The 24,020-nt window shown below is 63.6% G+C and carries 24 protein-coding genes; 16 read left to right on the top strand and 8 right to left on the bottom strand.

Features of this window, described 5'->3' with window-relative positions:
• The first annotated feature begins 15 nt into the window (after window positions 1–15).
• Window positions 16–2,112: an elongation factor G gene (gene fusA, locus ACE3UG_RS13455; protein WP_374624625.1), complete on the top strand. Its 2,097-nt coding sequence runs from the start codon at window positions 16–18 to the stop codon at window positions 2,110–2,112.
• 172 nt (window positions 2,113–2,284) lie between these two features.
• Here the strand turns inward: fusA and fghA are convergent, their stop codons facing one another.
• On the bottom strand, window positions 2,285–3,139 hold the full coding sequence (gene fghA / locus ACE3UG_RS13450; RefSeq protein WP_374624623.1) for an S-formylglutathione hydrolase: 855 nt from the start codon (window positions 3,137–3,139) through the stop codon (window positions 2,285–2,287).
• Between the two features lie 275 nt (window positions 3,140–3,414).
• Here fghA and ACE3UG_RS13445 point away from each other — a divergent pair, with 275 nt between their 5' ends.
• The 8 genes from ACE3UG_RS13445 (at window position 3,415) to ACE3UG_RS13410 (ending at window position 9,719) form a co-directional block, all read left to right on the top strand.
• Window positions 3,415–4,284: a winged helix-turn-helix domain-containing protein gene (locus ACE3UG_RS13445; protein ID WP_374624621.1), complete on the top strand. Its 870-nt coding sequence runs from the start codon at window positions 3,415–3,417 to the stop codon at window positions 4,282–4,284.
• An 87-nt stretch (window positions 4,285–4,371) separates the two neighbouring features.
• On the top strand, window positions 4,372–5,988 hold the full coding sequence (locus tag ACE3UG_RS13440; RefSeq protein ID WP_374624619.1) for a glycoside hydrolase family 18 protein: 1,617 nt from the start codon (window positions 4,372–4,374) through the stop codon (window positions 5,986–5,988).
• 2 nt (window positions 5,989–5,990) lie between these two features.
• Window positions 5,991–6,206 (top strand): hypothetical protein, encoded by a 216-nt coding sequence (locus ACE3UG_RS13435; RefSeq protein ID WP_374624617.1) that lies wholly within the window; start codon window positions 5,991–5,993, stop codon window positions 6,204–6,206.
• A 414-nt stretch (window positions 6,207–6,620) separates the two neighbouring features.
• Complete coding sequence (locus tag ACE3UG_RS13430; protein ID WP_374624615.1) at window positions 6,621–6,833, top strand: hypothetical protein; 213 nt, start codon at window positions 6,621–6,623, stop codon at window positions 6,831–6,833.
• Between the two features lie 113 nt (window positions 6,834–6,946).
• Window positions 6,947–7,135, top strand: a complete 189-nt coding sequence (locus ACE3UG_RS13425) for a hypothetical protein (RefSeq protein WP_374624613.1) — start codon at window positions 6,947–6,949, stop codon at window positions 7,133–7,135.
• A gap of 397 nt (window positions 7,136–7,532) precedes the next feature.
• Window positions 7,533–7,826, top strand: coding sequence for a hypothetical protein (locus ACE3UG_RS13420; protein WP_374624611.1), 294 nt, complete (start codon window positions 7,533–7,535; stop codon window positions 7,824–7,826).
• A 172-nt stretch (window positions 7,827–7,998) separates the two neighbouring features.
• The gene (locus ACE3UG_RS13415; protein ID WP_374624609.1) at window positions 7,999–8,769 is read left to right on the top strand and encodes a GntR family transcriptional regulator; all 771 of its coding nucleotides are present in this window, start codon (window positions 7,999–8,001) and stop codon (window positions 8,767–8,769) included.
• Between the two features lie 2 nt (window positions 8,770–8,771).
• The gene (locus ACE3UG_RS13410; RefSeq protein ID WP_374624607.1) at window positions 8,772–9,719 is read left to right on the top strand and encodes an AEC family transporter; all 948 of its coding nucleotides are present in this window, start codon (window positions 8,772–8,774) and stop codon (window positions 9,717–9,719) included.
• A 59-nt stretch (window positions 9,720–9,778) separates the two neighbouring features.
• Here the strand turns inward: ACE3UG_RS13410 and ACE3UG_RS13405 are convergent, their stop codons facing one another.
• Entirely contained in the window at window positions 9,779–10,861 is a 1,083-nt protein-coding gene (locus ACE3UG_RS13405) for a DUF484 family protein (RefSeq protein WP_374624605.1), read from the bottom strand.
• An 878-nt stretch (window positions 10,862–11,739) separates the two neighbouring features.
• Between ACE3UG_RS13405 and ACE3UG_RS13400 the strand changes: the two genes are divergently transcribed.
• Window positions 11,740–11,943: a cold-shock protein gene (locus tag ACE3UG_RS13400; protein WP_017232339.1), complete on the top strand. Its 204-nt coding sequence runs from the start codon at window positions 11,740–11,742 to the stop codon at window positions 11,941–11,943.
• Window positions 11,944–12,077: 134 nt separating this feature from the next.
• On the opposite strand, the gene purT is transcribed toward ACE3UG_RS13400, so the two are convergent.
• Together purT and ACE3UG_RS13390 are read right to left on the bottom strand one after the other, a co-directional pair.
• Window positions 12,078–13,280: a formate-dependent phosphoribosylglycinamide formyltransferase gene (gene purT / locus ACE3UG_RS13395; protein ID WP_374624602.1), complete on the bottom strand. Its 1,203-nt coding sequence runs from the start codon at window positions 13,278–13,280 to the stop codon at window positions 12,078–12,080.
• A gap of 96 nt (window positions 13,281–13,376) precedes the next feature.
• Complete coding sequence (locus ACE3UG_RS13390) at window positions 13,377–14,081, bottom strand: TetR/AcrR family transcriptional regulator (RefSeq protein ID WP_374624600.1); 705 nt, start codon at window positions 14,079–14,081, stop codon at window positions 13,377–13,379.
• Between the two features lie 128 nt (window positions 14,082–14,209).
• Here ACE3UG_RS13390 and ACE3UG_RS13385 point away from each other — a divergent pair, with 128 nt between their 5' ends.
• The 4 genes from ACE3UG_RS13385 (at window position 14,210) to ACE3UG_RS13370 (ending at window position 19,669) form a co-directional block, all read left to right on the top strand.
• The gene (locus ACE3UG_RS13385) at window positions 14,210–15,106 is read left to right on the top strand and encodes an SDR family NAD(P)-dependent oxidoreductase (RefSeq protein ID WP_374624598.1); all 897 of its coding nucleotides are present in this window, start codon (window positions 14,210–14,212) and stop codon (window positions 15,104–15,106) included.
• A 22-nt stretch (window positions 15,107–15,128) separates the two neighbouring features.
• Complete coding sequence (locus ACE3UG_RS13380) at window positions 15,129–16,718, top strand: flavin-containing monooxygenase (RefSeq protein WP_374624596.1); 1,590 nt, start codon at window positions 15,129–15,131, stop codon at window positions 16,716–16,718.
• Between the two features lie 122 nt (window positions 16,719–16,840).
• Entirely contained in the window at window positions 16,841–17,854 is a 1,014-nt protein-coding gene (locus ACE3UG_RS13375) for an alpha/beta fold hydrolase (protein ID WP_374624593.1), read from the top strand.
• Between the two features lie 120 nt (window positions 17,855–17,974).
• Window positions 17,975–19,669: an MBL fold metallo-hydrolase gene (locus ACE3UG_RS13370; RefSeq protein ID WP_374624591.1), complete on the top strand. Its 1,695-nt coding sequence runs from the start codon at window positions 17,975–17,977 to the stop codon at window positions 19,667–19,669.
• 22 nt (window positions 19,670–19,691) lie between these two features.
• On the opposite strand, the gene ACE3UG_RS13365 is transcribed toward ACE3UG_RS13370, so the two are convergent.
• Entirely contained in the window at window positions 19,692–19,940 is a 249-nt protein-coding gene (locus ACE3UG_RS13365; protein ID WP_374624589.1) for a hypothetical protein, read from the bottom strand.
• A gap of 818 nt (window positions 19,941–20,758) precedes the next feature.
• Between ACE3UG_RS13365 and ACE3UG_RS13360 the strand changes: the two genes are divergently transcribed.
• Entirely contained in the window at window positions 20,759–21,829 is a 1,071-nt protein-coding gene (locus ACE3UG_RS13360; protein WP_374624587.1) for a GGDEF domain-containing protein, read from the top strand.
• A 475-nt stretch (window positions 21,830–22,304) separates the two neighbouring features.
• On the opposite strand, the gene ACE3UG_RS13355 is transcribed toward ACE3UG_RS13360, so the two are convergent.
• Both ACE3UG_RS13355 and ACE3UG_RS13350 read right to left on the bottom strand, forming a co-directional pair.
• Window positions 22,305–22,604, bottom strand: coding sequence for a type II toxin-antitoxin system RelE/ParE family toxin (locus ACE3UG_RS13355; protein ID WP_374624585.1), 300 nt, complete (start codon window positions 22,602–22,604; stop codon window positions 22,305–22,307).
• The gene (locus ACE3UG_RS13350) at window positions 22,601–22,858 is read right to left on the bottom strand and encodes a type II toxin-antitoxin system ParD family antitoxin (RefSeq protein WP_374624583.1); all 258 of its coding nucleotides are present in this window, start codon (window positions 22,856–22,858) and stop codon (window positions 22,601–22,603) included. The genes ACE3UG_RS13355 and ACE3UG_RS13350 overlap by 4 nt, the downstream gene beginning before the upstream one ends.
• A 227-nt stretch (window positions 22,859–23,085) precedes the next feature.
• On the opposite strand from ACE3UG_RS13350, the gene ACE3UG_RS13345 reads away from it, so the two are divergent.
• Window positions 23,086–23,379 (top strand): hypothetical protein, encoded by a 294-nt coding sequence (locus ACE3UG_RS13345; RefSeq protein ID WP_374624581.1) that lies wholly within the window; start codon window positions 23,086–23,088, stop codon window positions 23,377–23,379.
• A gap of 351 nt (window positions 23,380–23,730) precedes the next feature.
• Here the strand turns inward: ACE3UG_RS13345 and ACE3UG_RS13340 are convergent.
• A partial coding sequence (locus tag ACE3UG_RS13340; RefSeq protein WP_374624579.1) for a hypothetical protein occupies window positions 23,731–24,020 on the bottom strand: 290 nt, incomplete at its 5' end.

Below are 24,020 nucleotides of genomic sequence, written 5' to 3'. Positions count from 1 at the left end.
GAAAAGAGGTGCACCGTGGCCCGAAAGACCCCCATCGAGCGCTACCGAAACATCGGCATCAGCGCTCACATCGACGCAGGCAAGACAACGACGACCGAGCGCATCCTGTTCTACACAGGCGTCAATCACAAGCTGGGCGAAGTCCATGAAGGCGCCGCCACGATGGACTGGATGGAGCAGGAACAGGAGCGCGGCATCACCATCACGTCAGCGGCGACGACCTGCTTCTGGCGCGGCATGGCCGGCAACTATCCGGAACATCGCATCAACATCATCGACACGCCCGGCCACGTCGACTTCACCATTGAAGTCGAGCGTTCGATGCGCGTGCTCGACGGCGCATGCATGGTCTACGACTCGGTGGGCGGCGTGCAGCCGCAGTCCGAGACGGTCTGGCGGCAAGCCAATAAGTACAAGGTGCCGCGCATTGCGTTCGTCAACAAGATGGACCGCGTGGGCGCCGACTTCTTCCGAGTGCACAAGCAGATTCACGAGCGTCTGCGCGGCAATGCCGTGCCCATTCAGATTCCGATCGGCGCCGAGGACAACTTCCAGGGCGTGGTCGATCTCGTGAAGATGAAAGGCATCGTCTGGGATGAGGAATCGAAGGGCGTGAAGTTCGAGTACGTCGACATTCCCGCCCACCTCGTGGACACCGCCCAGGAATGGCACGAGAAGATGATCGAAGCCGCCGCCGAGGCCGATGAAGCGCTGCTCGAGAAGTATCTCGGCGGCGAAACGCTGAGCGAAGCGGAGATCCGGGCCGGGCTGCGCAAGCGCACCGTCGCGGGCGAGATCGTGCCCATGCTGTGCGGCACCGCCTTTAAGAACAAGGGCGTGCAGGCCATGCTCGACGCCGTGATCGATTACCTGCCTTCGCCCGTCGACGTGCCCGCCATTGCCGGTCACGACGAGGACGACAAGGAAATCGAGCGCCATCCGTCAGACGACGAACCGTTCTCCGCCCTCGCCTTCAAAATCATGACCGACCCGTTCGTCGGCCAACTGATCTTCTTCCGCGTGTATTCGGGCGTGATCGACTCGGGTGGCACCGTCTTCAACCCGACCAAGGGCAAGAAGGAACGCCTGGGGCGCATCTTGCAGATGCACGCCAACCAGCGCATCGAGATCAAGGAAGTTCGTGCCGGCGATATCGCGGCGGCGGTCGGTCTGAAGGAAGCCACGACCGGAGACACGCTGTGCGATCCGAACGCCGTGATCATTCTCGAGAAGATGGAGTTCCCGGAGCCGGTGATCTCGCAGGCCGTCGAGCCCAAGACCAAGGCAGACCAGGAGAAGATGGGGCTCGCCCTCAATCGGCTGGCACAGGAAGACCCGTCGTTCCGCGTGAAGACCGACGAAGAGTCCGGTCAGACGATCATCTCGGGCATGGGCGAGCTGCACCTGGAGATTCTGGTTGACCGCATGCGCCGCGAGTTCGGCGTGGAGGCGACGGTCGGCAAGCCACAGGTCGCGTATCGCGAAACCGTGCGCAGGAAAGTCGAGGACGTTCAGGGCAAGTTCGTCAAGCAGTCGGGCGGGCGCGGCCAGTATGGCGACGTGGTCATCACGCTCGAGCCGGCCAAGGACAAGCCGTACGAATTCGTCGACGCGATCAAGGGCGGCGTGGTGCCGCGCGAGTACATCCCGGCCGTGGACAAGGGCATTCGCGAGACGCTCAACAGCGGCGTGGTGGCCGGCTATCCGGTCGTCAACGTGAAAGTCACGCTCACGTTCGGCTCATACCACGATGTGGACTCGAACGAGAACGCGTTCCGCATGGCCGGTTCGATGGCTTTCAAGGAGGCCATGCGCAAAGCCGAACCGGTACTGCTCGAACCGATGATGGCCGTGGAAGTCGAGACGCCCGAGGAATTCATGGGCAACGTGATGGGCGACCTCTCCGGACGTCGCGGCATCATGCAAGGGATGGACGACATCGTGGGCGGCGGCAAGATCGTGCGCGCTGAAGTGCCCCTGTCCGAAATGTTCGGCTACTCGACATCGTTGCGCTCGCTCACCCAAGGGCGCGCCACTTATACGATGGAGTTCAAGCATTACGCCGAAGCGCCGAAGAACGTGGCCGACGCCATCATTTCGGCCAAAAAGTAACGCGTCGAACCTCGGGGGCGGCGGCCATCGTGCCGCCGAACCCCCGATGCGGGGCACCGGCGCCGGTGCCGGCGTCCACGATCGTCGGAACAACACCGCAGTTCTCATCGCAGCGTCGCGTCGGCACGTTCGGGCCTTTCGGCGACACGCTCGCGTCGTTCGGCCGGGCGGATCAGTACGCGCGCAAATGCTCGGCGTGATGCGACAGATGATCCGCCATGAAGGTCTGAATGAAGTAGTACCCGTGATCGTAGCCTTGATGGCGTCGCAGGTTGAGCGGCTGGCCGGCCTCGCGGCAGGCGCGCTCGAAGATGTCCGGATGCAATTGCGCTTCGAGAAACGCGTCGTTCAAGCCCTGATCGATCAGGATACCCCCCGGGAATACCGCTTCTTCGGCCTTCGCCATGAGTTCGCTCGCGTCATATTGACGCCACGCCTCGCGATCCGGCCCCAGATACCCCGTGAACGCCTTCTCGCCCCAGGGGCAATGCATCGGCGCCGCAATCGGCGCGAATGCCGACACCGAACGGAACTTGTCAGGGTTGCGCAATGCGAGCGTCAACGCGCCGTGCCCGCCCATCGAGTGACCGAAGATGCCAATGCGTCCAGCATCGATCGGCAACGACTGCGTCACGCACCCATAGAGCTCGTCGACGATATAGCTGTACATGCGATAGTGCGCCGACCACGGCGCTTGCGTCGCATCGAGGTAGAAGCCCGCGCCGACGCCGAAATCCCATGCGTCGGTCTCACCCGGCACCCCCGCGCCACGAGGACTGGTGTCGGGCGAAATCAGCGCCACGCCGTGTTCTGCGGCGAGCCACTGCGCCCCGCCCTTGATCATGAACGTCTCTTCCGTGCAGGTGAGCCCCGCGAGATAGAACAGCGCAGGTACCGAACGTCCATCGCGCACCTGCGGCGGCAGGAAGACCGAGAAACGCATCGGCAGACCGATGACGGTGGACGTATGGCGATAGAAGCGCTGCGCACCACCGAAACAGCGGTGTTCGGAAATGAGTTCGAGCATGAAGGAATCCGGGAGAGTTCGGAAAATCGGTCGTGACGCCGTGTCGCCGCAACACCGTGTCGCCGGCGGGCCCGGCCACGGTTGCAAGCGTCGTTGCCACCTATGGCCGCTATGTTACCTCGCGAGACGACGCGTGACATCGCCAAGGCACTCGATGCGCGCAGCCGTCGTCCTGGCGCATCGAATGACGGCATCTGTGTCGCGCTTGTCGCCTTGTGACAGTCGCGCGCGCATCGCTACGGTTGGCGTCCCTGACTCATTACAAGGAACGCCTCATGCCTACGTCACCGTTCGACCTCGACGAGGTCACCAATCTCGTGCAGCACGGCGGCATTTCCGCACGCCTGTCGGAGCAGGAAAAGCGTTTGTTGGTCCTGCTCTCGGCCCGCGCCGGCACGGCCTTCGACAAGCGCGCACTGATGGAAGCGCTGTGGGGGACGCGCGCGCAATGGATGGAAGACGCCGCACTCGTACAGCTTGTCTCGCGACTCCGCCGCTCGCTCGCCCCGCTCGGACTGCAACGGTCCATCGTGACCGTGGCTCGCGTGGGATATCGCTTCGATGCCCCCACCGCCACCGCACACTGCGTCAGCCTGAAGGACGACACCCCGCCGCAGGTGAGCGAACCCTCCGGCACCGTACAACGCGCAGTTCCCGGACCTCGCAATGGGGCGTCAGCCAAGGGCCTGAGCGTCACTGACGCCGTCGACACGTCATGGCACGCCGCCCGGCTTCAGCACGGCGTTGCGCGTGACGGCTACGGCGAGGTGCATCGAAACGGCGTGGTCGTGCGCATTCCGCAGCTCGAATATCGCTTGCTGTGCGCGTTGCGCTGCCCCGCGAACGTCGTTCATGACAAACGTACGTTGATCGCGCTTCTGTGGCCCGCGCGCCCCGATCAGGACGACACGAATCTGATGCAGGTCGTCTCACGCCTTCGCCGCAAGCTCATTCCGCTCGATCTGCATCGCCACATCGTCACCGTGCCCCGGACCGGCTACCGATTCGAGCCGTGCGATGCCCCGGCCCCGAACACGACACCGGCATCGCCCTCCCTCGCGCATCGCACGATCGCGTGGGTCGCGGCCCGGCTGCCGCGCGCCCTCTCCACCCTGACACGTCATTTGCGCTGGCGCGAGCCTTGAGCGGACACGACGCTGGTAACGCCGAAGCCGTGGCGGCAAGCACCGCCCGGCGACGGCATCCGTCCATTCACTCTCAGGAGCCTCATCATGTCCGACACCCCTACGCAGCGCACTCCGATGGCCGCGCCCGCTTCTCTGACGACGCCCCTCTCGACGAACGCAACGCAGTGTGCCGCCCCAGACGCACCAAGCGACCTCGTCTATTCCGGCGACCCGCACGACGGCGCATCGGAGACGACCTACGCACAGAACGGTTTCGATCCGGCGACCAGCACGACGCAACTGTCGTATACGTCGGCACGCGTTGCTCGCCGCGTCTACAACCGTTACGCGAAGAACAGCTTCGAAGTCTCGGGCTATTACACCGACTGGTCGCAGTACGACGGACGGCTCGATGGCGACTTCAGCAACGAGGCGGCGGGGCGCGGCGTCGACCTGATGTTGCTCGATCCCTTTGCTTATGACCGTCTCATCGTCGGCTTCGCGGGCATCGTCGGCGATCAGGGTGAGAAAGCCCAGACGATTGCGCGCGCCGCCACCGACTTCGTGCGCCGTGCCGATCAGGCCACGTTCGTCGACAGTTGGGGGGACGTACTGTCGTATCGCAATTGCGGATTCGACGGCTGGGTCAGCAACGACGTGATGCCGATGTTCCAACAGTCGCGCGCCCAGGGCCTGCTCGGCGGCCTGCGGCAGCTCCACGCAAAGAACCCGGCGTTGAAGTTGGCGCTTGCGATCGGTGGCTGGACAATGAGCCAGGCGTTCCACGGCATGGCCGCAAGCGCCGCGCGTCGCAAGACGTTCTGTGCGAGCGTCGTGGACTTGTTCAAGCGTTTTCCGATGTTCGTCGAGGTCAACATCGACTGGGAATATCCCGGGGCGCCGGGCAACACCGGCAATACCTACGACGATCACGACGGTGCGAACTACGCCGCACTGGTTGGCGATCTGAAGAAGGCGCTCGCGGCCGCCGGGCGCAAGGACGTCGAGATTTCGCTCGCGGCGTCGGCCAACGTCGACGACATGGCGAAGGCCAATCTGCCCGGCCTCATTGCGGCGGGCGTGTCGCGTCTCAATCTGATGACCTACGACTTCTTCGGCACGCCGTGGGCGCCGGCGCTCGCGCACCATACCAACCTGCACGACACGGACCCGACCGCCGCCAGCGGCTTCTCCATCGATCGGGCGGTCAACTGGCTGCGCCAGGCAGGCGTGCCGCTCGCCAAGGTGCATATCGGTTATGCGGCCTATTCCCGTAACGCGCTTCAAGCGGACATCGCGCAGGTGTCGGCGCTCTCGGGCACCTACTCTCCGGGCGATGGCATCACCACCGGCACCTTTGAATCGGGCACTACGGAGTACTACGACGTGCTGTACAACTACCTCGATCTCGAGAACGGTGCGGCGCGCAATGGCTTTGTCCTCTATACCGACCCGGTCGCCGACGCCGACTTCCTGTATCAGCCGTCGAGCGGAATGTTCATGTCGCTCGACACGCCGCGCACGGTGCGCGCCAAGGGCGAGTATGTACGTCGCAACGGGCTGGGCGGACTCTTCACCTGGACCATCGATCAGGACAACGGCGTGCTCGCCAACGCGGCGCATGAGGGCCTCGGGCAGACGGCGACCGTGTCGAATATCGACATGACACCGTTCTACTTCGGCGGCAAGACCACACGCGACGACACGACGCCAGGAGGTTGATCATGCGATTTCTTCTCTCCCGTCTGCTCGAACCGTCGACCTGGGCCGGCCTGACCGGTCTCGCCGTCGCGCTCGGGACGTCGCCGGACGTGATGCATGAGGTCGCGCAGGCGGGCGCCGCACTGGCGTCGCTCGCGGCCATGGCCTTGCCCGAGAGCGGCGCACGCCGCACCGGTCAAGCCAGCGCATCACACAACGACACCTCCTGTCAGCCGTAAGCCGACGGCCACCACGGTACGGGCCGAGACGCCGCATGAAAGCGTCTTCGGCCCGTGTCGAAATAAGCGTCAGGACCACTCAACTTTTCGCCGCACGCGTCGCTATACGTTACAAGACGTGAAGCGACGTGTCGCGCAGCGCACGAGGCAATTTCAGGCGCGCTCAGCCGAGTTGTCACAATCGTAGGCTATCCTGTGTCGCGCCATGGGCGACGCGCGTTGAGATTGCGCCGCGTCCGGCAGACCCGGCGGCGTCGCGACAGGCAGTCGTGCGCACCCAGGTAGTCCGTGAGCAGTGCACCACCGACGCATCTCGCCACCATCGCCGGCACGGTCCGCCCTTCGAGGGCCGGTCAGGACGAGGACGATGCATGGCATCGACCCGATTCACCCATGTTCGACCCCGGGGGCTCTATGAAGCTGATTCTATTGGCGCTTGCCGCCTCACTCCTGACGCTCGTCTTGATGGTACAAACGCGCGGTGAAGCGAACGACGTTGCCCTCGCCACCGCCAGCGCCAGCGCCCATCCTGCCGGCGTTGTTGCCGGCGAACGCGTACGCACACGCAAGGACATGGCACTGTGGAATGCGCGCCGCAAGATGCACGCTGTGCGCCAGGACGACTGACACCGCCCAGACCCACCGTTCCGGCATCGCTGCATACTGCATCGCAGCAAACTTGGGCATCCTCCGCAACCGTCCTATAGTGGAAGGGCAATTCAGGTGAGGAGACAAAAACGATGCCCGCATTTCACTTCAATTTCTACGACCTGACGTTGTTCCTGCCGATGGCGGTGGCCGGTGCGTTGCTCGTTGGCGGCATTCCGGTGAGCACGCGTGCCACGCGCTATAGTCTGCGTGCCGTCGGTGCGGTGATCGGCGCCCTCGTGGCGCTGCTGGTCATGGAGGCGTTGCCGGTGTTCGTGTAGCCGGCGAGCGCGTCAAGCTGCACTGAACGAAGGCAAGTCATCGGCGTGCGTCTCGCACGCGGTGAAAGGCTTTCGTCCGACGTTCTCTGAGTATCGCATTGCAATCCCGCGTCGGATTGCGTGCCGCGCCGCCTGACGCGTGCGCACCGCTCATGACGTCGTCATCGCGGCGAACGCGATTTTCGGTTGTTTCGTCCCCCGCTCTGTTGCGCCGCCGAACCGCTCGGCGGCTTTTTTTGTAGCGGCGCGGGCTCGCTGCACTGAGATGGCCCTCTCCGGCTTTGACCTCCCACACACATCGGCCATCGCCTACAATCTCCGGAAGTGCAATGCTCGCGCGGACCCCCGACGGTCGTCGTCCCGGGCTTGGCGCAACGCCGACAGAGGAGGTTTCCGCATGTCCGACGCGTTCTCCCGCGCCTTTGCCGTTGTCATCAATCAGTACCGCTCGCCACGTCAGTACACCGTCTCCGTCGAGCGCGCGAGTGAGATGATCGCCAAGAATATCGGCCTGTTTTCCGATGGTTTTGCCGCGGAGCCTCATCTGATCGTCGGTCTGTTCGACTCCGAAGCCGACGCCTGGGCCCTCGCTCGCCGTCTGCAGCGCACTCGAACGACGGTGCAGGCATTACTCCAGACCCCCGCCCGCGCCACCCCCGTTTCGCCCCCCGAACTGGATCCGAGCGACTGACGAACGCCACCGCTCGACGCCGCTCGACGCCGCCAAACGCCGCCAAACGCCGCCCGACATCGCGCCTTCCGAGCGAAACCCGGCGATTAAAAATACGTGCCCCTGACGCTCGCGCTCTCGCGTAGAATTCGGAATTCCATATATCACCGATGCCAACCGGCTCCGGAAACCCATGCCACCCGCCGCCGCTTGCACCGATTCGCCAGCCGCCGACCTGCCACTCACCCCTGCGGCGTCCTTGGCCCCCCTCCCGACCCTTGCGCCGCTGGCCAGCACGCCAGTGCTGATCGATCTGGTGTATTCGCGCCTGCGCGACGCCATTGCCGATCTCACACTGCCCCCGGGCGAGCGCATCCGCCAGGCCGAGCTGGCCGAGTCACTGGGTGTATCGCGTCAACCTGTCAGCCACGCCTTGCAGTTGCTCAAGCGCGACGGGTTGGTCTGCGATAGCGGGCGCCAAGGGCTGGAAGTCGCCGCCATCGACGCCGATCACCTGCGCCAGCTCTATCAGGTGCGCACGGCGCTCGACGGCCTGGCCGCCCGGCTGGCGGCCGAACGCATGGCGCAAGCGGCATTGCCGCAGCCCGAACTTCGCCGGCTGCAAGACGCCGTCGCCGCCGGGATGGCCCTGACATCACAAGCGCCGGTAGCGCATCAGGTAAGGGTCGAGGTGGCGTTCCACACGGCACTTCACGACGCGTCGGGCAACCCGCTGATCGCGCAGACGGTTGCACCGCAATGGCCGCATATCATGCGGGCGATGGCGGCAACGCTCGACGCAATGCCGAGGCGGGAAGTCGTCTGGCATGAGCATGGCGAGATTGTCGCGCGCATCGTTGCGGGCGACGCGAATGGCGCCGAAGCGGCCGCCCGCGAACATACCGAAGCCGACGGCGGCAACGCGCGCCGCGAGTGGCTCGCCCGCCTGGCGGAGTCGCACTGACGATGCAAGCCGTCATCTCTGCCGCCCTCCCCGTCTTCGCGCTGATCTTCGTCGGCTATCTCTGCGCACGCCGTGCCTGGCTCGGCGACACCGCCCTGGATGCCCTCAATCGCTTCGTCGTATATCTGGCCCTGCCTGCCGTGCTATTCCAGTCGATGGCGCAGATTACGTGGGCGGAACTGGTCAATCCAGGCTTTCTGGGGGCCTTTGGGGGCGGCATGGCTGCGACCTTCACGCTCTCGTTTCTGCTCGATCGCTCGGTGCGCGGACGTCTGACCGACGCGAGCATCGAAGGCATGGGCGCGGCCTATCCAAATGCCGGGTTCATGGGGCTGCCGCTGTGCCTCGTGGCCTTCGGCCCGGCGAGCGTTCCGGCGGTGGTCGTCGCGATGCTGCTCACCGCCACGGTACTCTTCGCCATCTCCATTGCGATCATCGAGACGGATCTGCAAGCCACGCCGAGCTGGCATCGGACCGCGCGCCTGGTTGCGCGTGCGCTCGTGCGCAACCCGCTGGTGGTCTCGCCGTTTGTCGGCATGGCGTTTGCAGCCACCGGTATTGCGTTGCCCGCGCCAGTGCTGCATTTCACGACACTGCTTGGCGGCGCCGCCAGCCCGTGTGCCCTGGTGGCGATCGGCATGTTTCTCGCGCAGCGTCCGGGCGCGGCAAGGGCGCCCGGAATTGCCCGTGCGGTGGGGCGTCTCGTTGGTCTGAAGCTGGTGTTCCAGCCGGCGGTCACCGCGTTTCTGGCGTTCCGCGTTTTCGAACTTCCGACGATCTGGGCACACAGCGCATTGCTGCTCTCGGCCCTGCCCATCGGCACCGGCCCGTTCATGCTCGCGCAATTGTATGGACGAGAAGCCGCCGTCGCGTCGCGTGCCATTCTGCTCTCGACAGTGCTCTCGGTGGTGACGGTGTCGCTGTTGATCGGCTGGTTCAGCGTGCGATAGCCGCCCCTGCGCAGGGGGCGTCAGGGGCCAGGGACGACACCCTTGGCGCAAACAAAGCCTTAGCGCAGGCTCACGGCAGGCGCGATGGCCACGCGGTCGCGCCCAGAGCGCTTCGCGGTGTATAGCGCGGCATCAGCGGCGCCGAGCAGCCGCATCGGGAGCGTGTCGGGGTCGGCAACGTCGCGCGGATGCACGCTCGCCAGCCCGATGGAAATCGTGAGCGGCACGCGTATGCCGTCATCGTCGGGCACCTCCAGGCGCGCCACCGCCCGGCGCACACGCTCGGCGACCGTGCCCGCCCAGTGGTGCTCCGTCTGCACGAGCAGGGCGGCAAATTCTTCCCCCCCATATCGCGCGAGGGTATCCGTCACCCGGAGTTGCGCGCGCATGCACGCGCTTGCCGCCCGCAAGGCGCGATCGCCCGTGGCGTGCCCATGACTGTCGTTGACACGCTTGAAGTGGTCGATGTCGATGAGCAGGCATGCGAGCGACGCACCGTAACGCGCGCCTCGGATCACTTCTTCGTGCAAACGCTGATCGAAATAGCGGCGGTTCGACAACCCGGTGAGCGGATCGGTCAGGCCGATTCGTTTCAGGCGCTCGCGATTCCACATGTTCTCGAGACACACTGCGACCACTGCGCCGAAACGATCGAGAAAATCGGTGGCCATCTCCGGCGCGAAGCGGCGAGCGTCGCCGCTGCCCAGTGCGATCACGCCAAGCCACCGGCCATTGCGCGCGAGCGGCATGATGACGGCGCTCGCGGGGTTACGCCCCCCGAAGAGCGGAGCGTGACGCTCACGCGGCGCGCCGATCCAGAGTTGCCCATCGCCGCAGACGGCCGCGAACGTGCCGGCATCCTGCGCGATGCACAGACCGGCGTCGAGTGCGCGAATCCCTTCGGCCGTGTCGATGAGATCGCGCAACGTATCGTCGACCTCAGCGAGCATCAGTCGCACGCCCAGCAGATCGAAGTCGTGACGCAGACGGTTGAACACCACTTCCAGAAACTGGCCGAAGTCCGGAGCGCCCATGAGCGCCAATTCGATGTCCTGAAAGCGTTTTAGCGAGCGCTCGTTGCGCTGAACGGTCGCGAGCAGCGATTGCAGAGCGTCGAGCGTCGGTGCTTGGTTGGTTGCCACGTAAGGTCTCGAGAGACACGCGGCACTTCGCGGCCGCCTAGCGTGTTTGCCTTGCATCGTGCCTTGGCGCCTCGGCTGCGCGCCCCTTCTGCGCGCCAAGGCGCAAGCGCCGGACCGGAACGCCCCATCGAACGCGTTCGCCAGCCCGGAGATGACGCCTTCAATGAGACTGTCATGAAGCGGTTAACGGCAATTGCCGATCGAATTGAAGGGTCGCAGGGTTGCATTATGCAAGCCGAGAAATGGAACTGCAGCACGTCTTTTTAACGGACTAGGGAAAACACTTAGTCCCCATTTGTCCCACGGGGCGGCGCACCAAAACCGCGCGACGCAACGTGCGCTGTTTCGCGGACGGTCGGCCGACCATATTGACGCATCCTGTCGTGGGGCCGGCAAGCCGTGGCATCGCAAGTCGACCGGGGCCGGATGCGGCCGATCGACGCGCGGGTTGCCGATCAGGCGTGGGGACACCTGGGTGCTTGCGTTGCGCCCGCGCCACAGAACATCCCCTCTAACGCAGTGCTGGCCACCGTGGTTGCGACGCCATTTTCCCGCGACCTGGGCGCGCTCATCGCCTGGCGGACTTTTCCGGCATGACATTCCGATGTGCTTGGACCGGTCGCCCGGTATTGCCGAATTCATGTCGCGATGCAGCGAGAATGGCCGAAACCGGGAGTGAATCAGCAATCCAAAAGTTTCCCCGCTTGACACCTTCCCACCTTTCCCGTAAAAAAACGGGTGCATGAACGTTGTATGGCGAGTCTTGTGTTCATCTAATGTCGCCCTCTGCGTCACCTCGGTTGTACCTGATCAGCTTTAATGTCATGCGCTCGCTGAGCTTCTCGCTCGCTCATTTGAAAACTTTAAGGATTTAAGAAATGGCAACTGGTACCGTCAAGTGGTTCAACGACGCCAAGGGTTTTGGTTTTATTACGCCGGACGAAGGTGGTGAAGATCTCTTCGCTCACTTCTCGGAAATCCAATCGAAGGGTTTCAAGTCGTTGCAAGAAAACCAGAAGGTCACCTTCGAAGTGAAGATGGGACCGAAGGGCCGTCAGGCCAGCAACATCCAGCCGGTTTAAGCGACGGATGTTTCGCGGCTGATCGCCTACGCGATCGGCGCGCCTCGGGCGGTGCAACAGCGCCCGCTCGAATTGAAAACCCCGCTCCGGCGGGGTTTTTTCGTTATGCCGTTGCACGCAACCGTTCGCCGGGCTCAGGCCACGCGCGGTCTCACCCGATGCGCGGCTTCGACGGCATTGCGACGTGCGACGTCCAGATCGTCGTCGTACGCGAGCGCTACCCCCATACGGCGCTTCACGAAGCTCTCGGGCTTGCCGAACAAGCGGATATCCGTTTGCGGCACCTGAAGCGCGCGGTCGATGTCGTCGAACACGATACCCGCGGCATCCACACCGCCGTAAATCACGGCGCTCGCCCCCGGCGTCTTCAACGTGGTGTTGACCGGCAAACCCAGAATCGCCCTCGCATGCAGCTCGAATTCGTTCTGCCATTGCGTAATCAGCGTGACCATACCGGTATCGTGCGGACGCGGGCTGACTTCGCTGAACCAGACCTGATCTCCCTTCACGAAGAGCTCCACCCCGAAGATGCCTTGCCCGCCGAGGTTGTTCGTCACCTCGCGCGCAATCCGTCGAGCCCGATCGAGCGCCACGGGCGACATCGGATGCGGCTGCCAGCTCTCGACGTAGTCGCCGCTCACCTGCTTGTGGCCGATCGGTGCGCAGAAGTGCGTTTCGACCTGCCCCTCGGCGCCGCGTGCGCGCACGGTCAGCAGCGTGATCTCGTAATCGAAATCGATGAAGCCCTCGACAATGATGCGCCCGTGACTCACACGTCCACCGGCCATCGCGTAATCCCATGCCGCCTTCACGTCGGCGGGGCCGTCGATCTTGCTCTGCCCCTTGCCTGAACTGCTCATCACCGGCTTGACGATGCACGGATAGCCGATCCCGCCATCGATGGCGGCCTGCAACTGCTCCAGCGAATCGCAAAATTGATACGGACTCGTCGGCAACGCCAGCGTCTCGGCCGCCAGGCGACGAATGCCCTCGCGGTCCATCGTCAGGCGCGCGGCGCGGGCCGTGGGAATCACGCGGACCACGCCATCGGCTTCCAGCGCTTCGAGCATCGGTGTGGCGATGGCTTCGATTTCCGGCACGACGAGATCCGGGCGCTCGGCTTCGATCAGCGCCTTGAGCTGCTCGGGATCGGTCATCGCGATGGTGCGCGCATGATGCGCGACCTGCTGCCCCGGTGCGTTCTCGTAGCGATCGACGGCAATCGTCTCGACGCCGAGACGCTGCAACGCGATCAGCACTTCACGGCCGAGTTCACCGGCGCCCAACAACATGACCTTCGTCGCGCTCGGCGACAGAGGTGTTCCGATAGTGGTCATTTGCGACCCTTGGAGAGTAAAGAATCTGGGGAATCGGCGCCCAATGGCGTCGTACGCGAAAGCCGTATTGTAGCGAGCCTGTTCGGCGATGCGGTATCAGGCCAGCGCGCCGCGCAGCACGCGACGGCAGCTCGCCACCATGCACGCCTCACTGTCCTGATAGCCCATGAGCACCCATGCGGTGCCGGCGTTGGTCATCGCGCCCACGAGCGCCAGCCCGACGATCCGCGCCTGCGCTTGCGCATCGTCATCGGATGGCGGCGGGGCATCGGCCATGCCCAGGATCAGCTTGGCGAACTCGAAGATGTAGCACTGATAAGTCTGGTCGGTCTCCGCACTCACGCCCATCACTTCGAGCAGCAGAACGCGCGCCGCATGCGCATTGCGCACGAACGCGAAGAAGGTGTGCAGCCCGGCGTCGAGTCTCGCATCGAGCGTCGGTGCGCTGGCGGCTACGGACGCTTCCAACTGACCGAGCAACGTTTGTGCGTGATGGGCATACGTCGCCCGCAGCAGATGCTCCATGTTCTCGAACGCCGCGTAGAAATACCGATCGTTGAGCTTGGCGAGTCGGCACACCGAGCGCACCGTGGCACGCCGGAAACCTACGGTACCGAAGATTTCGGTGGCCGCGTCGATCAGCGCGGCGCGACGCGCCTGCTCTCGCTGGGCCGGCGCGACGCCGCCATAGCGTCGCCCCCCCGCTGCGGGGAGCGTCTTCGCGGGCGGGCCGACAGACGTCGATGCTGTCGATACCGCCTTCCTCGATTCGAGTCCTTGTTCCATTTCGCTATTTGACATCACTCGGACGGAAAACTAAATTGGTGACACACATCACCAAATTATAGACAACGCGATCGCCATCGCAATCGTCATCCGGCGCATTGCCACATCGGCGCATCGACGCGGCATCGATGGGAGACAACACAATGAAGACGTTCACCGACAAGGTGGCAGCCATCACCGGCGCAGGCTCCGGCATGGGGCGCACGCTGGCGCTCGAACTCGCTCGCCGAGGGGCGCATCTCGCGTTATCCGATATCGACGAAGCGAGCGTGACGCAGACCGCCATCGCCTGCCGCGCCTTGGGCGTGCGCGTCACATCGCAGGGGCTCGATGTGGCCGATCGCGACGCCGTCTTCACGTGGGCGCGCGAGACGGCCGCCGCGCATGGCAAGGTCAATCTCATCTTCAACAATGCCGGGGTCTCGTTATCGGTGCCGGTCGCCACCGCGCGCCAGGCGGACTTCGAGTGGCTGATGAACATCAACTTCTGGGGCGTGGTGCACGGCACGCAGGCATTCCTGCCTTTCCTGGCTGCGTCCGGCGACGGTCACGTCGTCAACACATCGAGCCTGTTCGGCATCATCGCCATGCCAACGCAATCCGCATATAACGCAAGCAAGTTTGCCGTGCGCGGCTTCACCGAAGCGCTGCGCATGGAGCTTGATCTGGCGGGCTCACCGGTGTCGTGTACTTGCGTGCATCCGGGGGGCGTTGCGACCAATATCGTGGCGTCGTCGCGTATCGACGACAGCATCGCCGCGCTCACCGGCGTGGACGCACAAACCCATCGGCAGCGCGCCAGCAAGCTCATCGACGTGACGTCTGCGGACGCCGCCGCGCGGCAGATCCTCGCGGGTGTCGAGCGCAATGCGCGGCGCGTGCTCGTAGGCGCCGACGCGCGCCGCGTCGATAAGCTGGCCCGCGTGCTCGGTGCGCGCTATCAGGCGATGGTCGTCTGGTTCTACCGTCGCACCGCCATGTCCCGCAAGCGCTCGTCGAACGGGCGCGACGCGGCGGCACGCCCCACGGCGACCAAATAACCGGCGACCGGAGGACATCGTCATGCAGACAGACACGACCGCCGCCGACATCGCCAGCGACAGCACGGATCTCGACGTTATCGTGGTCGGCGCCGGGCTCTCCGGCATTGCCGCCGCGCATTACCTGCGCGAGCGCTGCCCGGGCACACGCTTTGTCATGCTTGAAGCGCGGGCATCGCTCGGCGGTACGTGGGATCTCTTCCGCTATCCCGGCGTGCGCTCCGACTCCGACATGTTCACGCTCGGCTTCAGCTTCCGTCCCTGGGCGAGCGAACAGGCCATCGCCGACGGCGGCGAGATCCTCGACTATCTCAGGGACACCGCCCATGCGGAAGGTCTGGACGATCGCATCCGCTACGGCCACAAGGTCCGTGAAGCGCGCTGGGATTCAAGCATCGCGCGCTGGACGCTGGACATCGAACGCACACACGCCGATGGCCATCGGGACACGCAGTCCCTCACCTGCCGCTTTCTTTTCATGTGCAGCGGTTACTACGCCTACGAGGCCGGACACGCGCCGACCTGGCCGGGCATGGAAACCTTCGGCGGCACCGTCGTCCACCCGCAACATTGGCCTGCCGATCTCGACTATCGCGACAAGCGCGTCGTCATCATCGGCAGTGGCGCCACGGCGGTGACGTTGCTGCCGAGCATGGCCGCGACGGCTGCGCACGTCACCATGCTGCAGCGCTCCCCAAGTTACATCCTGTCCATGCCACAGCGCGACAGCATCGCGCAACGCTTGCGGGCGTGGCTACCGGCGGGCGTCGCCCATCGCATCGTGCGCATGAAGAACGTGCTGATCACACTCGGCTTCTACACGGCAGCGCGACGCTGGCCCCAGGCCATCCGGCGTGTGCTGATCCGCCGGGCGGCACAGCAGGCCCAAGGCCATGCCGACGTCGCATGCGATCTCACGCCGCGCTACAACCCTTGGGATCAACGCCTTTGTCTCGCGCCGAACGGCGATATCTTCAAGGCGCTGCGCGGCGGGCGTGCCGCCATCGTGACCGACGAAATCGCATCGTTCACGCCGGGCGGCCTTGCCCTCAAGAGCGGCAAGACGCTCGATGCCGACGTCATCGTGACCGCCACAGGTCTGCGCGTGCAATTGATGGGCGGCGCGCGCCTGCGGGTCGACGGCAAACCGGTGGTGCTCGCCGAATCGGTCGCCTACAAGGGCATGATGTACAGCGACGTGCCCAATCTGGCGTCCATCTTCGGCTACACCAATGCGTCGTGGACGCTCAAAGCGGAATTGATCGCGCAATACGTTTGCCGCCTCATCAATCACATGAACGCGCACGGCGCAGACACCTGTGTGCCGCGTCTGCGCGACGGCGAGCACGGCGACTTGCCGGCCATTGGTCTGACGTCGGGCTATATTCAACGCGCCGCAGGCGTATTGCCGAAGCAAGGCGGACGCAAGCCGTGGGTGTTCTATCAGAGTTACCTGCGTGACTGGCGATTGATGCGCTGGGGCAGCGTCGACGACGGCGCCATGCGCTTCGAGCGTCGTGCCACGCGCTCGGTTGCGCCGGACGCGGACGCCGCCACCAACGCCACCAACGCCGCCAACGCCACCAATGTCGTGGCGGCGGCAACGCAATAGCCCCCATCGCCCCCTCGCTCCGAGGCCTCCGCATCGGTGGAATGCGCCTCCGTAGCGAACCCGCGCCCCGCGTTGTTACGATGCGGTTATGTCCGATGTTGCCCGGTTATCGACACGACACTATGTTCATCGCCTACTTGCTTGGTTGCCTCGTCATTGCGCTTGCCGCCATTGGGTTTGTCCTGATGCGATTCACCCGACGCATCGCGCGCCGTGCGGAAGCGGCGGTGCCCCCGGACGGCCAGTACCTCGACATCGACGGCGAACGCCTGCATTACGTCGACTTCGGACACGGTCCCGCCATCGTATTCATCCACGGCCTATGCGGTCAGTTGCGCAACTTTGCCTACCTGCCACTGGCGGCATTGGCGCGCACCCATCGTGTGGTGCTCGTCGACCGTCCCGGGTCCGGTTACTCGACGCGTGCTGCGCAGCGCGATGGCACGCTCGCTTCGCAAGCCGACGCCGTCGCCCGGTTGATCGACGCGCTCGCCCTTGAGCGTCCGCTTCTCGTGGGGCACTCGCTGGGCGGTGCGATCGCGCTGACGTTGGCACTCGATCATCCGCAGCGGGTGGGCGCGCTAGCGTTGATCGCGCCGCTCACGCAACCGGCGTCCGATGTACCGGCGCCGTTTCGCTCGCTCACGATTCGCAGTGACCGATGGCGTCGCTGGATCGCACGCACCCTCGCCGTCCCCGTAGGCATGATGACGGGCCGCAAGGCGCTCGCGTATGTCTTCGGGCCGGAAAACGCCCCGAAGGACTTCCTCATTCGCGGGGGGGCCGTGTTGGGCTTTCGCCCCGGAAACTTCGAAGCGGGCTGTGCCGACATTCTCGCCGCCGAACGCGACATGCCGGGCCTCGCCGCGCGTTACGCCGCGTTGAGCGTGCCCGTCGACATCCTTTACGGACGCGAAGACCGCATTCTCGATTACCGCGTGCATGGCCAGTCGATGCCCGCCGCGAGCGATCGCGTGCACCTGACGGTGGTCGATGGCGGACACATGCTCCCCGTCACGCAACCGGAAGCGACGATGCAATGGCTGCGTGACATTGCGGCACGTACGCCGCCGCAGTATGGCGGTTCGCAGCCTGCCATGACAGTGTCCACGCACGCGGCGAACGACACCGCGTAATCGCTTAGCGCCCTGCTTTCGCAGGCGCCGCACGTCGGGTGCATTCCGCGTGCGGCGGCGGCTGTCCGATGGCAAACTGGTGACTTTCCGATTTCGAGCGGGCTTACGTCCCAATGCCTCATGTCCGATCGTTCTGACGCGCAACCCGCGCCCTCCAGCCTCCGGATGGCCGCCAGCATCGTCACGCTGCGCGAGCGGGCAAGCGGCATGGAAGTCTTGCTGCTGCGGCGTGCCGTGCGGGCCAACGACTTCAGCTCCGACGCCTACGTTTTTCCCGGCGGCGTACTCGATGCGGCCGATCAACGGGGCCACGTCACCTGCAGCGGACTCGACGACACGCTTGCCAGCCAGCGCCTGCAACTTCCCCGAGGCGGCCTCGATTACTACGTCGCCGCGATGCGCGAGTGCTTCGAGGAAACCGGCGTGTTGTTTGCCGACGACGTCTGCGGCACGCCAATCGACCCACCTCGCCTCATCGCCATGCGTGCGCAACGCGAAGCGCTGCACGACGGGCGGATCGACATCGCGTCGTTGTGCCAGTCGTTCGACGTACGACTCGCGCCGCAACGTCTGCACTACGTGAGTCATTGGGTCACCCCGCTGGGACTGCCGAAGCGCTTCGACACACGTTTTTTTCTCGCGATGTTGCCCGACGGGCAGCACGTGGAAGTCGACCAGATCGAGACGGCAGCGCACCGCTGGATGCGTCCGCAATATGCGCTCAAACATGCCGATCAACTGCGGCTACTGCCGCCTACCCGCAAGCTGCTACAGTGGCTCGACGGCTTCGCAACCGCAGATCGCGCCTTGGCGGCCGCCCGTGCGCTGGATGCGATTCTCCGGATTCAACCGCGTCTCGCCCACGGCAAACGCGGCCGCTGGCCTGTCACGCCAGACGAGCCGGCCTGGGCTGAGCTGACACTGACCGATCCGCAGGAACAGGGCATCGGGAGCTATGACATCGTGCCTGGGCGCGGGGTGATGCTGATGCCCGGGGTGCTGCGTCTGAGCGCACCGAATCCCGGCATGATGACGGGCCCGGGCACCAATACGTACCTCGTGGGCGGCGGGCCTGACAATGCGTGGGCCGTCATTGATCCGGGGCCCGACGATCCGGCGCACATTGACGCCATTCTACGTGCGGCGCCCGGTGACATCCGGCAGATTTTCGTCACGCATACGCACCGCGATCATTCGCCCGGCGCACGTCGACTCAAGGCAAAGACGGGCGCGACAATGTACGGCATGCGCGCGCATCATGCCGAAGGGCAAGACACAACGTTCGTTCCGGACGTCGCGCTCGCCGACGGCGACGTGGTGACGTTGCCGGACGGGCGTATGTTGCGGGCAATTCATACGCCGGGCCATGCGGCCAATCACCTATGCTACGGGCTCGACGATGCGACGCTGGTCTTCACCGGCGACCACGTCATGCAAGGGTCGACGGTTGTCATCAACCCGCCCGACGGGCATATGGCGACGTATCTGGCGTCATTGGAGAAGCTCGCGGCGCTCGCGCCGACGTGGCTGGCGCCGGGGCATGGCTTCGTGATGGACCGGCCGGCACAGCGAATTGCGCGGCTCATCGCCCATCGGCTCGCTCGCGAGTCCCGCACGCTCGATGCGCTCGCGCAGATCGGTCCTGCGACCATCGAAGCGCTCACGCCATGGGTGTACGCCGACGTGCCGGCGGCACGTCACGCGGTCGCACAGCGCACTTTGCGAGCCCATCTGGAGAAACTTGCGGAGGACGGCCTGGCTGCGGTGGCGCCAGACGCTCGGTGGCGGCGGGTCGTCACGGTCGCGGCGTCTTGATGCACGCGACTGTGGATTGACGTCAATCGTAGGTGTCGCCGAGCAACTCGTCGACGATGCGCTCGCCGGCCTTGAGCCCGGCCATCTCGGCGTCGACGCGATTATCGCGATGTCCGTCGGGGGATCGCACCTCGGGCCCCTCTGGACTACCGTGCCGAATGACCTGCACCAGGTAGTCCCACGGCCCGGCGTACTCACTCTGGAAGGCGCGCACGCGAATGTGATAGCCCGCGCGATATTCGTAGACTTGCTCATGCGATGTGTAGCTCATGACAGACTCCGGTTGGCGAGATACGGGGATGAACGCGTTTGCGCACGATCGGACACGCTCCGGCGGGCGCTGGGCACATTGACCACGCCAGGACCGATGCCAACGCCCTTGGCAATGCGCCGCGCGGCACACGCGCCGCCTTCGAAAAGCGTAGCACGTTCGACTTGGATAGGTGCAGTGGAGACGTCTCCCAACGCAGGACGCAGAGCATGGATAGGTGAAAAAAAACCCACCTGAGCGAGGTGGGTTCCGAAGCCGGGACGCATGGGGCACCATGAAACGCCCGGGAAGACAGGGTCATGTGAACATGACGAGTTCATTATGGACTGGCGCGCTGACGCTGGCGGCATGCGTCGAACGCGGAATTAGACATAGATCAAACTTTGCGATGGTGAGCGCGCCGCTTCGCGAGCCGCGACCGGTTCTCAGGCAAAATGGGGATGCGGCGGACGGCGGGCGTCCTAAAACCCGCTCGCCAACGTGCCGAGGCCCCCTCAAATGCGCCGGGCATCGGTCATTTGTCAACGAGAGCGTGGTGGCTTCACGAAATTCGGCTATGCTGGCGCTCAAACAAGCCGGGAAGCGGACAATACGACGCTACATGCGAATGACGATCGGGGTATCGGGTCATATTGTCTGGCAGCTACTGCTGTACCGGAATCATAAAACTTTGTCACGCCGCCATGCCTATCTCGGCAGTTTTCATCAGCATTGCGACCCTATCGTGCGTCATGAGCGTCGCGATTCTGGGCTCGCTGTTCGGGGCGAACGTCCCGGGGGTACGCCTGTGGAGCGTCGCGAGTGGCATGTTGGCGGTCGTGGCGGCGCTGGTCCTCGCTGGAACATCGGACATCGTCGTGGCGGTGGCAAGCAGTTTGCTGGTGATCGCTTCGCTTCTCGGCCTTCGTGGCTTCCGCCAGTTTCTCGACACCCGGTCGGCGTCGGCCTGGGAATATGGTGGGCTCGGCGTCATCTTGTTCATGCTGATTTACTGGACATTCGTCTCACCCCACGTAAACGCCCGCAGCGCCATGATCTCGGGGTTTATTGCCTACGTTCGCTTCAGCATCGGCTGGGCGGTGCTGAAATACCGCCCGTCGGAACGGCCTAAATACGCGTATTACTTTGTATCGATTGCGGCGACGCTTGGTGCCGTCGTGCACGCCATTCGTTCCGTTGCTTATGGATTGGGTCTTGCGCAGGAGACCACCTTCCTGCAACCGACCCCGTTGAATGTCGTATTTCTCGGCATGGCAACACTGACGTTGCCGTGTTTATCGGTCGGGATGGTGCTGTTGGCACATGACCGGTTGTCGGAGCGAATGGAGCGCCTGGCGACTTTTGACGATCTGACGGGCGTACTCTCGCGAAGGGCGTTCATCGCTCGCGCTGAAGCGATCACCCGGGCGACAGCGGCGGCGAAGTCGACGTTTTCCATCGCGATTCTGGACATCGACAACTTCAAGAGCATCAATGATCGTTATGGTCATGCGGCGGGCGATGTTGCGCTTGCACACGTTGCATCGCTGATATCGCGTGCGGTTCGGGCGAGCGATGTGGTTGGCCGCATTGGCGGGGAGGAATTTGCATTGTTGCTGCCGTCTGAGACAAAGGAGGCGGCGGGCCATCTCGTCGACCGGTTGCGCGCGATCATTGCGGCATCGGGCTCGTGTGTGCCGGACAGAGACGTGGTGTCGACACTCAGTGCGGGCGTTGATGCGTTTCGCGAGGGTGACACCCTGGCGTCCGTGATGGCAAGGGCCGACGCCGCGCTCTATGCGGCAAAGGCTAACGGCAGAAATTGCGTGGTGGTCGCGCCCGCGATGGAGACGCTGACTCTCGGCCACCAGGATGGCGCCGGTTTCGGGGGCAAGATCATGAATGGGTGATACCCACGTCATGGAAGGGACTGTGAACGTCGCTCGAGCGAAGCCAGAAATTGCGAAACTTACCGGGAGAAAATTCCCCGAAGCGGGGGATGGGCGACGCTGAAAAGCTTGAACTACGAGGGATTTTTGGGGTGACCGATGGGACTCGAACCCACGACGACTGGAATCACCATCCGCTTATCAAATTGCAATTTTTCTTTGTTTTTTAGGCTGTTAGGGTGTCCCGATTGTCAATTCCCATAGCCGGACATGCAACGGTGCGATAAGGCTTTCCGGCCGCCCGTTGACAAGAAATCGATAGCAAGGGGCCAACGCTTGAAGCCGTATTTGCCAGTGCGTCCCAAAGATACTCCCCAATAGTCTGCGCAAAAATTAAGCACGAAAATTCGGGGCACTGCGAGGAGTTTACGAGCCGGTATTAGGCGCGATTGAGAAGCAGCGCGATCCTCGCCCTACGTGCCCCACCGGCATCGACTCACGGGAACAGAATTGCGGCGTAGTTGCGAGCGCTGCGGAGGATATGGACGACGTCAATTCGGTCGTTCGACTCGACCACACGATAGAAGATCTGGTAGTTGCCATAGATGCGATGGCGGATACCGTAACGCTCGTAACGCGGTACCACGGGGAACGCTAGCGGCATCTCAGCAAGACTCAAGCACTTGTCTCGCAGTTCCTGAATGAGCGTCACGGCACGGTGCGGATTGTCCCGCACGATGTAGTCACCAATGGCTTCGAGGTCGACGATGGCTTCGGGCAGTACGTGAACGATCATGCCTTATCGTTCACCATTGCCTGATACTTCTTTTCGAGACGGTCGAACACGTCGGCGGCAGGTTGGCCCCGCCCTGCTTCCGCGTCGGCCATGCCCTTCTCAACGATGGCATCGAGCGCAGCAAGCTGGGTCTCACGATCCTGAATGAGTCGCACGCCTTCGCGCAAAACCTCACTCTTCGAGCCGTAACGGCCCGTCACCACAAGCTCGGCGATGTAGCTCTCAAGCTGTCGCCCAAGTTCAGCGCTAATCATGATTTCCTCCGTTAGGGGGCTTGGCTGGATAGGTGGAATTTTATCATCATTGATAATAGTTATCAAATTGCATGCCCGACCCGATGTCGGGAACGGGAGTTGCTTGTCGAGTCCCGACCGAGCGCTCAGAATATTCGGAAGTTACTGAAACTCAGGGCACAGCACTCCTGCGATGATGAATTCAGCCGCAAACACGGCTAAATCCACTGGCATCTAAGGAGACTTTGATGAGCGATTCAAACGACAATGGCGGAAAGGATGGAGGAAACGGCGGACTCGACCTCCCCAAGTCGTTGACGCGTGAAGGGCACGTTATCTGGTTCCACGAATACAGGAAGTACCTCGGTTACGCCTGGGACGAGACAGCAGGAGAAATCAGGCGAGCGCATGTGTCCGACCCTGAGCATGCGATTTACTTCGAGACGTTCGCAGAGGCGATGGTGGCGACGGATAGGTTGATGGGACCTCACGTCATTCTTCACGCGGCGAAGCGGGGCGAGAAACCGCGATTGGTGCGGTAACCGCTGCTGCGGCCCATCCGATGCGGTGGGCCGTTTCACTGCGACATTGGCTGATGAATGTCGGTTGTACTTTTCGCGCTAGGTACGACGTCGAAATTGTTTCGGGTCGTAGTACGTCTTCGCGCGATTCAAGCGCCCCAAGGCGCGTCCTCGCCGACGCTCTTTCCGCGAGAGCGCCCGGAGCAGACGAGCAATGAGTGAGCGTCTCTTGAATTGAATTACGGGCATAAGTGATTTGAGAAAAAGGACCAAGCTCGGCGTCACACGAAAATAGAGGGCATGTGTCTGGTGTTCGCTCGACCAAATGCCTTCGCCGATCGTCGTTCCAATTTTCGGAGGAATTCACCGTGCTCAAAGGTTCGATATCTCTTCTATTATTTTTCTCACTTCCAACGAACCCGGGGGGCGACGAACATCCCAGTGGATCATCGGCACACCGACAGCTTGCATGAGTGCTTCCTGCACAACATCAATCGAGGGGGCTGACCGTGAGCGAACAAAGCGCACGCGTGCTGGGGCCTGTCGGAAATTTCGTGTTTGAGGCATAACATGTCGCCAAGGAGTGACGATGCCTCGCAAACCCAAAACCCCACCGGCAGAGCTGCCGACGATCCCCGCCGAGCTGCTTGAGCAGTTCGGCA

Origin of the sequence: Pandoraea sp. (assembly GCF_041919235.1) — a bacterium.
GTDB lineage: Bacteria > Pseudomonadota > Gammaproteobacteria > Burkholderiales > Burkholderiaceae > Pandoraea.
Note: the sequence above shows the minus strand (reverse complement) of the source record. Positions and strands in the feature narration are given on the sequence as shown.

Bases quoted from the DNA above. Each gene is read 5' to 3' on its own strand.
- fghA (WP_374624623.1), bottom strand. From the start codon at position 3,139: ATGCTCGAACTCATTTCCGAACACCGCTGTTTCGGTGGTGCGCAGCGC.
- ACE3UG_RS13445 (WP_374624621.1), top strand. From the start codon at position 3,415: ATGCCTACGTCACCGTTCGACCTCGACGAGGTCACCAATCTCGTGCAG.
- ACE3UG_RS13440 (WP_374624619.1), top strand. From the start codon at position 4,372: ATGTCCGACACCCCTACGCAGCGCACTCCGATGGCCGCGCCCGCTTCT.
- ACE3UG_RS13435 (WP_374624617.1), top strand. From the start codon at position 5,991: ATGCGATTTCTTCTCTCCCGTCTGCTCGAACCGTCGACCTGGGCCGGC.
- ACE3UG_RS13430 (WP_374624615.1), top strand. From the start codon at position 6,621: ATGAAGCTGATTCTATTGGCGCTTGCCGCCTCACTCCTGACGCTCGTC.
- ACE3UG_RS13425 (WP_374624613.1), top strand. From the start codon at position 6,947: ATGCCCGCATTTCACTTCAATTTCTACGACCTGACGTTGTTCCTGCCG.
- ACE3UG_RS13420 (WP_374624611.1), top strand. From the start codon at position 7,533: ATGTCCGACGCGTTCTCCCGCGCCTTTGCCGTTGTCATCAATCAGTAC.
- ACE3UG_RS13415 (WP_374624609.1), top strand. From the start codon at position 7,999: ATGCCACCCGCCGCCGCTTGCACCGATTCGCCAGCCGCCGACCTGCCA.
- ACE3UG_RS13410 (WP_374624607.1), top strand. From the start codon at position 8,772: ATGCAAGCCGTCATCTCTGCCGCCCTCCCCGTCTTCGCGCTGATCTTC.
- ACE3UG_RS13400 (WP_017232339.1), top strand. From the start codon at position 11,740: ATGGCAACTGGTACCGTCAAGTGGTTCAACGACGCCAAGGGTTTTGGT.
- purT (WP_374624602.1), bottom strand. From the start codon at position 13,280: ATGACCACTATCGGAACACCTCTGTCGCCGAGCGCGACGAAGGTCATG.
- ACE3UG_RS13390 (WP_374624600.1), bottom strand. From the start codon at position 14,081: ATGTCAAATAGCGAAATGGAACAAGGACTCGAATCGAGGAAGGCGGTA.
- ACE3UG_RS13385 (WP_374624598.1), top strand. From the start codon at position 14,210: ATGAAGACGTTCACCGACAAGGTGGCAGCCATCACCGGCGCAGGCTCC.
- ACE3UG_RS13380 (WP_374624596.1), top strand. From the start codon at position 15,129: ATGCAGACAGACACGACCGCCGCCGACATCGCCAGCGACAGCACGGAT.
- ACE3UG_RS13375 (WP_374624593.1), top strand. From the start codon at position 16,841: ATGTTCATCGCCTACTTGCTTGGTTGCCTCGTCATTGCGCTTGCCGCC.
- ACE3UG_RS13370 (WP_374624591.1), top strand. From the start codon at position 17,975: ATGTCCGATCGTTCTGACGCGCAACCCGCGCCCTCCAGCCTCCGGATG.
- ACE3UG_RS13365 (WP_374624589.1), bottom strand. From the start codon at position 19,940: ATGAGCTACACATCGCATGAGCAAGTCTACGAATATCGCGCGGGCTAT.
- ACE3UG_RS13355 (WP_374624585.1), bottom strand. From the start codon at position 22,604: ATGATCGTTCACGTACTGCCCGAAGCCATCGTCGACCTCGAAGCCATT.
- ACE3UG_RS13350 (WP_374624583.1), bottom strand. From the start codon at position 22,858: ATGATTAGCGCTGAACTTGGGCGACAGCTTGAGAGCTACATCGCCGAG.
- ACE3UG_RS13345 (WP_374624581.1), top strand. From the start codon at position 23,086: ATGAGCGATTCAAACGACAATGGCGGAAAGGATGGAGGAAACGGCGGA.